The organism is Trinickia camelliae (genome assembly GCF_053525655.1).
In genome coordinates this window covers 1-13,681 of record NZ_JBCHAA010000019.1, presented here as the reverse complement: position 1 = coordinate 13,681, position 13,681 = coordinate 1, and the positions used below count along the sequence as shown (strand labels likewise).

General features: G+C 65.1%; 14 protein-coding genes. 10 read left to right on the top strand and 4 right to left on the bottom strand.

Annotated elements, in window-relative coordinates; translation table 11 throughout:
• Positions 1 to 14: 14 nt before the first annotated feature.
• The 3 genes from AAHK20_RS27060 to AAHK20_RS27050 all read left to right on the top strand — a co-directional run bounded on the left by AAHK20_RS27060 (position 15) and on the right by AAHK20_RS27050 (position 3,045).
• Positions 15 to 320: a high-potential iron-sulfur protein gene (locus AAHK20_RS27060; protein ID WP_449184559.1), complete on the top strand. Its 306-nt coding sequence runs from the start codon at positions 15 to 17 to the stop codon at positions 318 to 320.
• A 138-nt stretch (positions 321 to 458) separates the two neighbouring features.
• Positions 459 to 2,198 carry a tetratricopeptide repeat protein gene (locus tag AAHK20_RS27055; RefSeq protein WP_449184558.1) on the top strand — a complete coding sequence of 580 codons (1,740 nt, stop codon included), beginning with the start codon at positions 459 to 461 and terminating at the stop codon, positions 2,196 to 2,198.
• Between the two features lie 13 nt (positions 2,199 to 2,211).
• On the top strand, positions 2,212 to 3,045 hold the full coding sequence (locus AAHK20_RS27050) for an AraC family transcriptional regulator (RefSeq protein WP_449184557.1): 834 nt from the start codon (positions 2,212 to 2,214) through the stop codon (positions 3,043 to 3,045).
• 22 nt (positions 3,046 to 3,067) lie between these two features.
• Here the strand turns inward: AAHK20_RS27050 and AAHK20_RS27045 are convergent, their stop codons facing one another.
• The gene (locus AAHK20_RS27045; RefSeq protein ID WP_449184556.1) at positions 3,068 to 3,655 is read right to left on the bottom strand and encodes a LysE family translocator; all 588 of its coding nucleotides are present in this window, start codon (positions 3,653 to 3,655) and stop codon (positions 3,068 to 3,070) included.
• A 227-nt stretch (positions 3,656 to 3,882) separates the two neighbouring features.
• Here AAHK20_RS27045 and AAHK20_RS27040 point away from each other — a divergent pair, with 227 nt between their 5' ends.
• Both AAHK20_RS27040 and AAHK20_RS27035 read left to right on the top strand, forming a co-directional pair.
• Positions 3,883 to 5,079, top strand: coding sequence for a phytanoyl-CoA dioxygenase family protein (locus tag AAHK20_RS27040; protein ID WP_449184555.1), 1,197 nt, complete (start codon positions 3,883 to 3,885; stop codon positions 5,077 to 5,079).
• A gap of 113 nt (positions 5,080 to 5,192) precedes the next feature.
• Complete coding sequence (locus AAHK20_RS27035) at positions 5,193 to 6,311, top strand: 3-deoxy-7-phosphoheptulonate synthase (RefSeq protein ID WP_449184554.1); 1,119 nt, start codon at positions 5,193 to 5,195, stop codon at positions 6,309 to 6,311.
• A 65-nt stretch (positions 6,312 to 6,376) separates the two neighbouring features.
• Here AAHK20_RS27035 and AAHK20_RS27030 read toward each other — a convergent pair whose 3' ends face one another.
• Positions 6,377 to 6,913: a carboxymuconolactone decarboxylase family protein gene (locus AAHK20_RS27030; protein ID WP_449184553.1), complete on the bottom strand. Its 537-nt coding sequence runs from the start codon at positions 6,911 to 6,913 to the stop codon at positions 6,377 to 6,379.
• Between the two features lie 113 nt (positions 6,914 to 7,026).
• Between AAHK20_RS27030 and AAHK20_RS27025 the strand changes: the two genes are divergently transcribed.
• Positions 7,027 to 8,019, top strand: a complete 993-nt coding sequence (locus tag AAHK20_RS27025) for an AraC family transcriptional regulator (protein ID WP_449184552.1) — start codon at positions 7,027 to 7,029, stop codon at positions 8,017 to 8,019.
• Between the two features lie 36 nt (positions 8,020 to 8,055).
• On the opposite strand, the gene ftrA is transcribed toward AAHK20_RS27025, so the two are convergent.
• Positions 8,056 to 9,027, bottom strand: coding sequence for a transcriptional regulator FtrA (gene ftrA / locus AAHK20_RS27020; protein ID WP_449184551.1), 972 nt, complete (start codon positions 9,025 to 9,027; stop codon positions 8,056 to 8,058).
• 62 nt (positions 9,028 to 9,089) lie between these two features.
• Between ftrA and AAHK20_RS27015 the strand changes: the two genes are divergently transcribed.
• Entirely contained in the window at positions 9,090 to 9,542 is a 453-nt protein-coding gene (locus AAHK20_RS27015; RefSeq protein WP_449184550.1) for a rhodanese-like domain-containing protein, read from the top strand.
• Between the two features lie 77 nt (positions 9,543 to 9,619).
• Positions 9,620 to 10,375 carry a hypothetical protein gene (locus tag AAHK20_RS27010; protein WP_449184549.1) on the top strand — a complete coding sequence of 252 codons (756 nt, stop codon included), beginning with the start codon at positions 9,620 to 9,622 and terminating at the stop codon, positions 10,373 to 10,375.
• A 56-nt stretch (positions 10,376 to 10,431) separates the two neighbouring features.
• Here the strand turns inward: AAHK20_RS27010 and dapA are convergent, their stop codons facing one another.
• On the bottom strand, positions 10,432 to 11,289 hold the full coding sequence (dapA, locus tag AAHK20_RS27005) for a 4-hydroxy-tetrahydrodipicolinate synthase (protein ID WP_449184548.1): 858 nt from the start codon (positions 11,287 to 11,289) through the stop codon (positions 10,432 to 10,434).
• A 342-nt stretch (positions 11,290 to 11,631) separates the two neighbouring features.
• Between dapA and AAHK20_RS27000 the strand changes: the two genes are divergently transcribed.
• On the top strand, positions 11,632 to 12,924 hold the full coding sequence (locus AAHK20_RS27000) for an aspartate carbamoyltransferase (protein ID WP_449184547.1): 1,293 nt from the start codon (positions 11,632 to 11,634) through the stop codon (positions 12,922 to 12,924).
• 204 nt (positions 12,925 to 13,128) lie between these two features.
• Positions 13,129 to 13,681, top strand: a 553-nt coding sequence (locus AAHK20_RS26995; protein WP_449184546.1) for a P-type ATPase actuator domain-containing protein, incomplete at its 3' end; no start/stop codon positions are given.

Sequence of the window (13,681 nt, the reverse complement as noted above, 5' to 3'; positions counted from 1 at the left end):
AACGGAGTCCAACCATGAAGGCATCGCGTCGGAGTTTTTTGATCGCCAGCGTCGGCATCGGATCGTCGCTGATTTTGGCGCAACGGGTTGGCGCCGCGGAGCAGTTGAGCGAATCCGATCCGCAAGCGCTGTCGTACGGCTACCAAGCGGATGCGTCGAAAGTCGACAAGGCGAAATACTCCACTTATCAAGCCGGGCAGGAATGCGCGAATTGCTCGCTCTACTCGGGCAAGTCGGGCGCTCCATCGGGCGGCTGCGTGCTGTTTGGCGCGAAAGAGGTCGCGGCGCATGGGTGGTGCAGCGCCTATACGAACTCTTAGCGAGCACATGAGGCCGGCTCGATCGCGTAAGAAAACCGTAATGCGGCGCCATAAAATGCGCCACCGTTTCAGCGATAATCAGCCCCACTCGTTCGTCTCCACCCGCAGGTCGATGCGCCCTGCCTTACCGCGTCATTCATGAGCAAGCCCGGCAATCAGCGACAACTCGACACCCTGCTTCAGCAGGCCCTGGCGCTCCAGCAAAACGGCGCCTTGGCCGAAGCCGAGGAACTGTACCGGGAGATCCTCGCGATCCGGCCCAAGCACTTCGACGCGCTGCAGTTGCTCGGCGCACTCTCGCTGCAAGCGGGGCGTCTCGACGACGGCATCACGTTCCTCAAAAAGGCCGTTTCGATCAACGGGATGCACGCGCCGATTCATTCGAATCTCGCTTTCGCGCTGAACGCCAAGCAGCAATACAAAGACGCGCTCGCAAGCGCGAATCGCGCGCTCGCGCTGATGCCGAATTTCGCGGATGCGCTGAACAATCGCGGCACGGCGCTGGGCGCGCTCGATGCGCCGGCCGAGGCGCTCGCGAGCTTCGACCGCGCGCTCGCGCTCAAGCCCGACATGCCCGAAGCCTGGAACAATCGCAGCTGCGTATTGCGCGATCTCGACCGCCCCGCCGACGCGCTGACGAGCTGCGATCACGCGATCGTCCTGCGGCCGAACTACGCGGAAGCGTGGAGCAATCGCGGCAACGCATTGAGCGACCTGAACCGTCCTCACGAAGCAGAACAGAGCTATCACCAGGCCATCGCGGCACAGCAAACGCTCGCCGATGCCTGGAACAACCTGGGCCTCGCGCTCATCGACATGAACCGCCATGCCGACGCGCTGTCGAGCTACGATCGCGCGCTCGCGCTGAAGCCCGATTCCGTCGAAGGGCATTGGAACCGCGCGTTGTGTCTGCTGCAAATGGGTCGGCTCGATGAGGGCTGGCAAGAATACGAATGGCGTTGGCGACGCAACCGGAGCAAAGCGAGTCTGCGCGGCTTCACGCAACCGCTGTGGCTCGGCGCCGAATCGCTGGAAGGTAAAACGATTCTGCTGCATGCCGAGCAAGGTCTCGGTGACACGCTGCAGTTCTGCCGCTACGCGCCGATGGTCGCGAAGCTCGGCGCGAAGGTCGTGCTCGAAGTGCAGCCCGAATTGATGAGACTGCTTGGGCCGCTCGAAGGCGTGACGCAGCTCGTTGCGCAGGGCCAGCCCTTGCCCGCGTTCGACTATCACTGTCCGCTGTTGAGCCTGCCGCTCGCGTTCAAGACCAGTCTTGCAAGCATTCCCGGCGATACGCCCTACCTGTACGCAGATCCCAAGGCTGTCGCGCACTGGCGCTCACGCGTTGCGATGACGATGGACGCCGCTTCACCGGGCGCAGACGTATTGAAGGTGGGCCTCGTCTGGGCAGGCGGCAACCGGCCCCATGTGCCCGAGTTGCGGAAGAACGACGCGCGGCGCTCGCTTGCGTTGGAATGCCTGACTCCGCTCCTCGATGTGCCGAACGTCCAGTTTTTCAGCTTGCAGAAAGGGCCGCCAGCGCAGCAATTGGCGGTGCTGCATGAGCGTTACCCGGCGAGCCGCGGCATTGTCGACTTGACCGAGGAACTCGCGGACTTCGCCGACACCGCCGCGCTCGTGTCGAATCTCGATCTCGTGATTTCCGTCGACACGTCGACTGCCCACCTCGCCGGTGCGATCGGCAAGCCCGTCTGGATACTGAATCGTCTCGACACCTGCTGGCGCTGGATGCTCGGACGCGATGACAGTCCGTGGTATCCCGACGTGCGACTGTTCCGCCAGCCGACGCTCGGCGACTGGGACAGCGTGATTGCCTCCGTGCGCAATGCGCTTGCGGCGCTGGCAGCCGCCCGCTAACTCGAGTGACCACATGAACGCCCGCCGCGCCCACCAAACCCAATCGACCTTCTGGCGCGATGCGTCGCTGCCGTTCATCGAAGCACGCGTCGTGCACGACGGCCGCGCGTTTTGCTACGCACGTCACTCGCACGAGACGTTTTCGATCGGCGCGGTCACGGGCGGACGCAGCACCTATCTGAACGGCAACCGGCAAGAGCGTGTCGGTGCGGGCGCGGTGGTCGTGATGAACCCGCAGGACGTCCACGCGTGCAATCCGATCGACGATCAGGCGTGGGCGTATCGCATGCTCTATGTGGATACGCGCTGGCTCGCCGGACTCCAGCACGAAATGGGCATCGGCAATGGCCGCGAGCTGACGCCGTTCGCCAGCATGCTCAGCACCGATACCGTGCTTTATGACGGCCTGATCCACCTCTGCGACACGCTGACCGACGCGCACGCCGACACGCTGCACAAACACAGCGCGGCAGTCGAATTCTTTGCGCACGTGCAGCACGAATTGAGCCCCGTGCGCGCCCGGGAAACCAAAGCGGACGCAAGCGACAAGGTCGTGCGCGCCGCCGAGTTCCTCGCCGACAACTGCACGCGAGCGCTGACGCTCGACGAAATCTGCGCGGCATCGGGCCTTTCCGCGTCGTATCTGATCCGCGCGTTCCGCAAGCACTACGGGATGACGCCGCATCAATATCTCGTGAACCGCCGCATTCAGATCGGCCGCGCGCGCTTGAGAGACGGCCATTCGATCGCCGACGTCGCCTACGCAACCGGTTTCTCCGACCAGGCGCATTTCCAGCGCGCGTTCAAGCAATTCCTGGCGGTGACGCCCGGTCAATACCGCTCTTGAACCTGGCGCGTCGCCGTGGCGCTCAGGCTTCCAGCAAATAGAGCGCGCTTGCCGCGAGCAGTGCGGCCATCACGCGATTGAAAAAACGCACGCGCCGCGCGTCGCGCAAATGCTGCCGCAGCAGCGCCCCGGCGCAAGCCCAGCACGCAATCGATAGGTAGCAAATCACGAAGTAGATCAGCGTGAATTGCGAAACCAGCGCCACCTCGCCGTGTGCCGCGAACGCCGCCATGCCGGCAAGCGACGCGAGCCACGCCTTCGGATTGAGCCACTGCATCGTCGCGCCGTAGACGAGCGACGGACGCTTCGGTGTTTTGCCAACGCCCAACGTGCCGTCGTCGAGCGCGAGCTTGCAGGCCATGTAAAGCAGAAACGCCACGCCGGCCCACTGAATAACTTTCGTCAGATGCGGCCAATGCATCAGCACATCGTGCAGCCCCATGCCGGTCAACCAGAGCAGCGCCGAAAAGCCGACGGTCGCGCCTGTCACGTGGCGCATGCTCGCCGGCAGCCCGAACTGCGCGCCAGAGCTCAGCGCAACGACATTGACGGGCCCCGGGGAAATCGACGACGCCAGCGCAAACGCGGCCATGGAAGGAAGAGCGGTCATGAGCATGCTTGGAATGCCTGTTCGGAAGTTGGAATGTCCGAAGCGTAGGCCGGGCATGCAGGCGCGTATTGAAGAAAACTGACCTCCGGTGGCCAGGCACGCGATGAATCGGAATCGATTTGTCGAAACGGATGCGCTTTTTATCGATCGCCGTTCACGCGCCGCTCGATCAAGGCGATATCCTCTTGTCGAACGAGTCTTGTCAAACGAGATCAGGAGACGCCGCCATGCCCGAACACACCTCGCATCCATCGCAGCAAGCCGCCGCGTGGTACCGCGAAGCCGATTGCTCGATCGGCGAATTCGAAGCGCTGGTGCGCTCGCAGACCGATAAAGCAAGTCTCGAGTTCGCGTCCGACGTACAGCGCAACATCCCCGTCTACGACTGCCCCGCGCTCGAAAGCACGCTGAACGATCACGCCGCGCGACCAAGGCTACTCGCCGAATGGGCTCGCGTGATGCTCGACGGGGCCGGCGTGATCGTGCTGCAACAGGCCTATGGCGACACCGCACCTATCGACGCCGCAACCGCCGTCTTCGAATCGATCATCGCGGACGAACGCGCCTCCGGCGTAAGCGGCGCCGACCACTTCGCCAAAGCGGGCGCCAACGACCGCATCTGGAACGCGCTCGAAAAGTTCTGCCTCCGCCAACCCGACGTCTTCGCGCGCTACTACGCGAACCCGTTTCTAGCGGCGGCAGCGCAGGCATGGCTCGGCCCGCACTATCAGATGACATCGCAAATCAACGTCGTGCGGCCCGGCGGCGAAGCGCAGCAGGCGCATCGCGACTACCACCTCGGTTTTCAGACCGTCGAGGACGCCGAGCGCTATCCGGCGCACGTGCATCACATGTCGCCGTTCTTGACCTTGCAAGGCGCGGTGGCGCACGGCGACATGCCCGTCGCGAGCGGCCCGACCAAGCTGCTGCCGTTTTCGCAGCGCTACGCGGCCGGCTATCTCGCATGGCGCCGTCAGGACTTTCGCGACTGCTTCGAAGCGCACTGCGTGCAGTTGCCGCTCGCAAAGGGTGATGCGCTGTTCTTCAACCCCGCGCTCTTTCATGCCGCCGGATCGAACCGCACGCCCGACATCTCGCGCATGGCGAACCTGCTGCAAATTTCGTCGGCCTACGGGCGAGCCATGGAATCCGTCGATCGCGCCGCGATGTGCGAAGCGCTTTATCCGGTGCTGCGCGCGTGTCGCCAGGAGCAGCGGATGAGCGATGCGCAGCTCGATGCCGTCATCGCAGCGAGCGCCGAAGGCTATCCGTTTCCGACCAATCTTGATCGCGATCCACCGTTAGGAGGGCTCGCCCCGCCCAGTCAGCAGATGCTGTGCAAGCAAGCGCTGCGCGAAGACTGGTCCGCGGCCCAGTTCGTCGACGCCCTGCGCTCGCAGGCTCGCCGCCGCGAGGCGCGTTGAATGGAATGCGGAATTCGGAATACCAGCTTTGGTATACCGAATTCCGGATTCAGCGCGCCATGCCCGCGCGCAGTGCCATAATCGATGCCTGCCAAAGAAGCCCGGAGAACATCTTGAGCCGCATCGACAACCCCGCACACGATCAGGAAGTCGGCATTGCCGACTCGACCGAAGACATCACCCGCGTCGACGACACCCGCATCGGAGCGGTCCGTCCGCTGATTTCCCCCGCGCTGCTGCTCGACGAACTGCCCGCGCCGAAGCCGGTGCAGGACCTCGTCGAGAACAGCCGCTCGGCCATCGCCGATATCCTCAAGGGCCGCGATGACCGGCTCTTGATCGTCGTCGGCCCGTGCTCGATCCACGACCACGATCAGGCGATGGAGTACGCCGAGCGTCTGAAGCGCGAGGCCGACGCCTTGCGCGACGACCTGTTGGTCGTGATGCGCGTCTACTTCGAAAAGCCGCGCACCACAGTCGGCTGGAAGGGCTATATCAACGACCCGCGCCTGGACGGTAGTTTCCGCATCAACGAAGGGTTGCGCCGCGCGCGGCAGCTGCTGCTCGACATCAACGCGCTCGGCCTGCCGACCGCCACCGAATTCCTCGATCTGCTGAGCCCGCAATACATCGCCGACCTGATCGCGTGGGGCGCGATCGGCGCGCGCACGACGGAAAGCCAGAGCCATCGTCAGCTCGCCTCGGGCCTCTCGTGCCCGATCGGCTTCAAGAACGGCACCGACGGCGGCGTGCAGATCGCGGCGGACGCGATCGTCGCGGCGCGCGCGAGCCACGCGTTCATGGGCATGACGAAGATGGGCATGGCCGCGATCTTCGAAACGCGCGGCAACGACGATGCCCACGTGATCCTGCGCGGCGGCAAGAAGGGCCCGAACTACGACGCGGCGTCGGTCGAGGCATGCTGCGAGGCATTGCGTGCGGCCGGCTTGCGCGAGCAGGTGATGGTCGATTGCTCGCACGCGAATTCGAACAAGTCGCACCTGCGGCAAGTCGATGTGGCTCAGGATCTGGCCGGACAGCTGTCGGGCGGCGAGAAACGGATCATCGGCGTGATGGTCGAGAGCCACTTGGAAGAAGGTCGGCAGGATCTGAAGCCGGGCGTCCCGCTCAAGCGCGGCGTATCGATCACCGACGCGTGCCTCGGCTGGACGCAGACCGAGCCGGTGCTCGAAACGCTCGCGGCCGCGGTGCGTGCGCGCCGCGGCCGTTAAATCGCCGGAAAACCGTTGCAAAACCGCGGCCCTGGAGTGACCTCTCAGCAGCCGCGGCCCAACCCTTACGCGACAGCCGGGAAATCCACCGTCGTATCGTTCACGCGATTGACGAGGTTCGTGAACGTGATGACGGTCACCGCCAGCAACGCTTCGATGATCTGCGTCTCCGAGTAGCCGGCGGCGCGGATCGCCTCGACTTCGGCGGCATCGACGGTGCCGCTCGAGCGAATCACGTTGCGCACGAAGCGCACCAGAGCATCGCGCTGCGCGGCCCCGGTCGCTTCGCCCGCGCGGATCTGCTTCATCTCTTCGGGCTTGAGGCCCGCCATCTTGCCGACCATCGTGTGCGCGGCGACACAGTAGTCACACCCGCCCACTTCGCTGACCGCGAGCTTGATCGCTTCGACGTCGGGCTTCGAAAGGCTGCCGGCCGCCACCGCGGCGTCGGCGGCGAGCATCGCGCTCAAGCCCGCCGGAGTGTGGCTGCCGATCGTCGCATACGCGTTCGGCACCTTGCCTACGGCCTTCTTGATCTTCGCGAACACTTCAGCAGTAGCGCCGGTAGCGGCTTCGGGATTGACTGAGCTAAAACGGGACATGATGGGCTCCTGGTTTGTTGATGGGCCAGCTCGTCTGGCATGTCGTCACTTTAGGCACTGCCCATGATCCTGTTAATATTCAAAAACCGCACATTTATGCTCGATCGTCTCACATGGATCTGCTAAGCCGCCTGCTTGCGTTGCTGCCGGTCAACGGCCGCGTCGACGTGCGCTGCCACTTCGGCGCGCCCTGGGTCATCGACCATCCTGCCGCGCAGACCAGCGAAATCCCCTATCACGTGCTGCTCGAAGGCGAGGCGACGATCGAGGACGACAGCGGCGCGCCGCAACACCTCGCGGCCGGCGACATCGTGCTGTTTCCGGGCGGCAGCCCGCACCGGCTGCACGACGGCAGCGGCAAGCGTCCGAGGCCGGCTGTCGAGCATCGTGCGGGCGAGTTGCTCGTCCACGAGAATCGCGGCACAGGCAAGCGCGCCGACATCCTCTGCGGCCGCTTTCTGCTGCCGGGCATGCCCGACAGGCTGCTGCGCGACTACCTCCCGGAGCGTCTCGTGGTGCGCAGCTTGCCTGCGGCACGGAGCGAAGGCGAAGGCCGAGGTAGCGCCATCGGCGATGCCGACGCCGCCCCAGCAGCGCCCGCAGGCTCACGGCTCACGCGGCTGATCCAACTGATGCGCGAGGAAGCGCTCGACGGCGCACCCGCCAGCGCGGCGCTCATCAATCACTTGTCGGGCGCGCTGTTCGCGCTGACGCTGCGCTTCGCGAGCGAGGCGCCCGAGCCGCCGCGCGGACTGCTCGCGTTGGCACAACGCTCACGCCTGCAGCCTGCGCTTGCCGCGATGTTCGATGCGCCCGGCAAGCCGTGGACCCTGCCTGCGCTCGCCGAGCTCTGCCACATGTCGCGCGCGACCTTCGTGCGCCATTTCGACGACGCGCTCGGCCGCTCGGCCAACGACGTGCTCACGGAAATCCGCATGACGCTCGCCGCGCGCAAGCTCGCGCAAAGCGACGAGCCGATCGCGGCGATCGGCGAAGCGGTCGGCTATCAGTCGGAGGCCGCGTTTCAGCGGACCTTCAAACGGCACACGGGCGCGAGCCCGGCGCGCTGGCGGGCGGATCGCACGAAGCAGGCGCTCATTGGCTAGAAACGGCTGGCAACGGTTCGCGCTGGCCGGCAAGCGCTAAGCCTGCGCGCGCCCAGCCGGTCCGAACTTGCGTCGATAGGCGGCTGGACTCGTCTGCACGATGCGCCGGAAGTGCCGTCGCAACGATTCTTCCGACCCAAAGCCCGAGCGCTCGGCAACGCTCGCCATCGCCATCGGCGCCGCCGCTTCGAGCATCTCCTTCGCGACGGCCACGCGCTCGCGAATCAGCCACTCATACGGACCGAATCCGGTCGCCTCGAGAAACTGCCGCTGCAACGTGCGCGGACTCATCGCCGCGCGCTCGGCGAGCGACGCAAGCGTATGCGGCAACGCGGGACGCTCGCGCACCCAGTCCATCAGCTTGGCGATGCGGCTGCTGTCGCCGGGCGGCATCGGCCGCGGGACGAATTGCGCCTGACCGCCTTCGCGATGCGGCGGCACTACGAGGCGCTGCGCGACGCGATTCGCCACCGCGCCGCCATGGTCGTTGCGCACGATGTGCAACAGCATGTCGAGCCCCGCCGCCGACCCCGCGGACGTGACGATCTGCCCTTCGTCGACATAGAGCGCATCGGGCTCGACCTGCAACGACGGGTAGCGCTGCTGGAGCTTGTCGGCATAACGCCAGTGCGTCGTGACACGCTTGTTGTCGAGCACGCCGGCCGCGGCCAGCACGAAGACGCCCGAGCAAATCGAGCACAGCCGCGCGCCGCGCCGGTAGGCTGCGCGCAGCTTGCGCAATAGCGGCTCGGGCGGGGTTTCGTCGGCATCGCGCCAGCCGGGGATGACGATCGTCTGCGCGCGATCGAGCAGCTTCAGCGTATAAGGCGCTTCGATCGTGATGCCGCCTGCCGCGCGAATCGGTCCGGATTCCGCTGCGCAAACGGCGAAGCGGTACCAGTCGACATCGAGTTCCGGACGCGGCAGCGCGAACAGTTCGACGACACAGCCGAATTCGAAAGTGCAGAGGCGATCGTAAGCGAGCGCGACGACGAGATGATTGTCCATGGCGCGATGTTACCGAAACTTGTCGATCGCGCCACTGCCATCTACAAGGCTGAGCCGCGACAATGACGACTCCCGTTGCTTCATTCGACTCAAGGAGATCGATCTTGTCCGCCGTCACCCACATCGCCCCCGCCGACAGCGCCGCCGCGCTCGCCCACTTCCAAGCGAGCCTGCGCTTCGAAACCGACTGCTCCGACGTGCATCAGGCGCTCACCTCCGGCACGCCCGACTTCATCCTGCTCGACGTGCGCAGCCCCGCGCTATTCGCGAGCGGACATGTCGCCGGCGCGATCAACCTGCCGCACGGCAAGATCGTCGCGTCGAAGCTGCAGGACTTCGCGCCCGATACCGTGTTCGTCACCTATTGCGCGGGCCCGCACTGCAACGGCGCGACCCGTGGTGCGATTCGGCTCGCGCAATTGGGACGGCCCGTGAAGGTGATGCCGGGCGGCATCACGGGCTGGATCGACGAGGGGTTTGCGCTCGTCACGCCGGTACCGGCGCAGGCGGTGTAAAACACCGGGCAAGCGTGGAATAGGGGCCGAGCGGCATTCGTTTATAGGGCGTACCCGAACGTTCGCCGGAGCTCACGATGAACACGCGGTCCCGATCTGTCAGGCCAGCCGGCAATGCGCTATTGCTGACGCTGGGCGTTGCGTTGCTGGCTGCATGCGGCGGCGGAGGCGGAAGCGGCGGCAGTTCCCCGCCGCCGTCGATCGCGCTGTCCGGCACCGCGGCGACGGGCCGTGCGCTGCCGAACGCGATGCTTGGAATCGTCTGCGCACAAGGCTCGACGAGCGCGAGCACCAACGCGAGCGGCGCTTTTCAGGCGACGCTCTCGGCGGCCGCGCCGTGCCTGATCACGGCGACGTCCGGCAGCACGGTGCTGCGTTCGACCGCCTTCGCCGGCGGCACCTTCAACGTCACGCCGGAAACGGAATTGCTGCTCGTCTACGTGGCCGCGCAGCTCGGCACGACGGAAGGCACTCTCATCAACAACTTTCCGCGCAATGCACAGTTTCAGCAGACGCTCGCGAACGAAAGCACCGTGCTGAACGCGCAAGCGGCCGTCGTCCAAGGACTCGACACGGAGTACCACCTCACGCTCAGCGTCACGAACTTCCTGACCACCGCCTTTGTCGTCGGCAAGCCGGGCGTCGACAGCGACCTCCAAGCGCTGCTCGCAGCTGGCGCCATCGACTCGAACGGCGAGCCGGACCCCGTCGCGGTCACGCTGATGACGACGCTCGGCGCGCAGCATCCGCTCCCGCCTGCGCCGATCACGCCTCCGGGCACCACGGGCGGCACGGGCACCGGAGGAACGGGAGGCGGCGGCGGCATGATGTAGCGCGAACGAGCCGGCATTCTGCATGCAGCACACCGGATATTGCATACCAAAGATCGTCAATCGAGCACGAGTTCGGCAAGCCGCCGGCTGAGCGTTTCGGTCGCACACGTCATCGGCGCGCGCAGTTCGTTGCGCAATAGCCCTTGCGCGGCCAGCGCCGCCTTGACCGGCGCCGGATTCGGCTCCGCACCGAGCGCACGCACGAGCGGGGCCAGCTCGTGATAGATCGCCCTGCCCTCGACGAGCCGCCCTTCCGCCAGCGCGCGATACATCGCGACGAAGCGCTCCGGCCGCAGGTGCGCCGACGCGGCGATGGCCCCGCTGCCGCCCATGCAAAGCGTCTGGAAAATATTGCTGTCGTCGCCGGCCAGCACTTGCAGGCGGCCATCGACGATCAATGCGAGCGTGGTCTCGATCGAGCCCGCGCAATCCTTGATCGCCTGAATGCGGGGATGGCCGGCCAGCGTCAACAGCGTATCGAGTTCGATCCGCACGCCGGTCCGGTAGGGAATGTCGTAGAGCACGACGGGCTTCTCGCTCGCGTCCGCGAGCTGCGTGAAATGGTCGATCAGCCCCGCCTGCGAAGGCCGGATGTAGTACGGCGCCGAAACCAGAATCCCCGCGACCGGTAGCGCGTTGAGGCGCGCAACGCGCTCGACGAGCCGCGCCGTCTGATTGCCCGCGACGCCAGCCAGCACAGGCAACCCGCGCGCCGCGTGCAGAATCGTCGCCAGCACCTCGTCGCTTTCCGCTTCGCTCAATGCGCTCGACTCGCCCGTCGTGCCGAGCGCGACCAGACCGGAGACACCGGCCTTCGCATAGCGTTCGACGAGCGAGCGCAACGCAACGTAATCAACGGCGCCGCGATTGAACGGCGTGACCAGCGGAATCCAGATACCCGAAAACACACCCATGACTTCACCTCTAAACGTGACCGAATCGAATCCGTTCAGAGTGTGCAGCAAGGGAGTAGAGAAAGAGGTCTAAGGCGCGCCTCGCAAACTGTCCCGTCGCACATCTGACGGAACAGCCTGCTCCGGTCAGATGAGCAGCTGTTTTTTGGCTTTGGAAACCGGGCGCGCGAACACCGTGCCGAGCGAGTCGCCGGCGAGCAGTTCGAGCGCGAAGGGAATGCGTGCGGTTTCCATCCGAGCGAGTCTACCGGCTCGCCCGGCTACTCGCCAAGCATTTTTCTTGACATCCCGAAAATCCGACTTAATATACGCACCGCGTACAACCACCCGAAGAGGCGATCGATGACCGTGCCCCAGCAAGCCTTCCTCCGCGACGCCATGCGCCGCATGAACATGACCCGCGAAAGCTTTGCGAACCGCATCGGCGTCTCGCGCCGCGCCCTCGATACGTGGCTCTTGCCCGAGGACTCTCAAGAATCGCGCGCGATGCCGGAGATCGTGCAGCGCTTTGTGTCGGAGATCGTCGTTCACGGCGGTCCCGACGAAAAGACTACGCAGAGCGTACATACCGGTACGCTGGCGAGCCAGATGCTGTTCGAAGGAAAGGCGCAATTGCTGTCGGTCGATCAGTTCTCGCGCGAATCGGTCGAGGCGCTATTCCGGGTCGCGGACATCATGCAGCCGATCGCGCGCCGCCGGAAAATCTCGCGCGTGCTCGAAGGCGCGGTGCTCGGCAACCTGTTCTTCGAAGCGAGCACGCGCACGCGCGTGTCGTTCGGCGCGGCGTTCTGCCGGCTCGGCGGCTCGGTGTGCGACACGACCGGCTTCACGTTCTCGTCGATGGCCAAGGGCGAATCGATCTACGACACGAGCCGCGTCATGAGCGGCTATGTCGACGCGCTCGTCGTGCGCCATCCCGAGCAAGGATCGGTGGCCGAATTCGCGCGCGCGACGAACGTACCCGTGATCAACGGCGGCGACGGTCCGGGCGAGCACCCGAGCCAGGCGCTGCTCGACCTGTACACGATCCAGCGCGAGTTTTCGCGGCTCGGCAAGATCGTCGACGGCGCGCACATCGCGCTCGTTGGCGACCTCAAGTACGGACGCACCGTGCATTCGCTCGTCAAGCTGCTCGCGCTCTATCGCGGCCTCAAGTTCACACTGGTTTCGCCGCCGATGCTCGAAATGCCCGCCTATATCGTCGATCAGATCTCGCGTCACGGACATGTCGTCGAACAGACGCACGACCTCGCGACGGGGCTCTCCGGCGCGGACGTCGTCTACGCAACGCGAATTCAGAAGGAGCGCTTCACCGACGAATCGTTCGAAGGCTACACGCCGGACTTCCAGATCAACCAGGCGCTGGTGGATTCGGTCTGCGGCCGCGACACGCTGATCATGCACCCGCTGCCGCGCGACAGCCGGCCGGGCGCGAACGATCTCTCCGTCGACCTGAATCACGATCCGCGGCTCGCGATCTTCCGGCAGACCGACAACGGCATTCCGGTTCGCATGGCGATTTTTGCGGTGCTGCTCGGCGTCGATCATCTGGTCCAGCATTCGATGCGCGATGCCACGTGGCAGCCGCCCGCGTATCTCGGGCCGGACGACGCGGTGTTTCATGGGATCGATTGAGGATCGGATTTGGTATACCTGATTCGGTATGCCTGATTTGGTATTCAAAGGGGGCATGCGCCCCCTTCGTTTTTTTACTGCCTCTTTACACCCGCGCCCCAACCCTTGCCACGGCCTTTACGCCGGCTTTCCTAAAGTTCATTCGACGAACTCCGTCAGCGCTCGACGCCGGAGATCGCGAGAAAAAAGAACTGAGAGGAAAGCATGAGCACCCGCACCCAACCGCCCGTCCATCAGCCGGGCAACATCGGCCAGGCGCGCACCGCCGCGCGCTCGATGTTCGACCCGGCGATCGTGAAGCCGGCGCTCGCCGATTCATTCAAAAAGCTCGCGCCACGCCATCAAGTGCGCAACCCGGTGATGTTCTGCGTGTACATCGGCAGCATACTCACGACGATCCTGTGGGCCGCCGCGCTCGGCGGACAGGCCGAAGCCCCGGCGGGTTTCATCCTCGCGATCGCACTGTGGCTGTGGTTCACGGTGCTGTTCGCGAACTTCGCCGAAGCGCTCGCCGAAGGCCGCTCGAAGGCGCAAGCCGCATCGCTCAAGAGCGCGAAGCACAACGTGGTCGCCAAGAAACTCCAAGAACCCCATCCGAAAGCGGCAGTACGCATCATGGCCGCGAACGACCTGCGTCGCGAAGACGTCGTGCTCGTCGAAGCAGGCGACACGATTCCGGCCGACGGCGAAGTGGTCGAAGGCGTGGCGTCGGTCGACGAATCGGCGATTACCGGTGAATCCGCGCCGGTGATCCGCG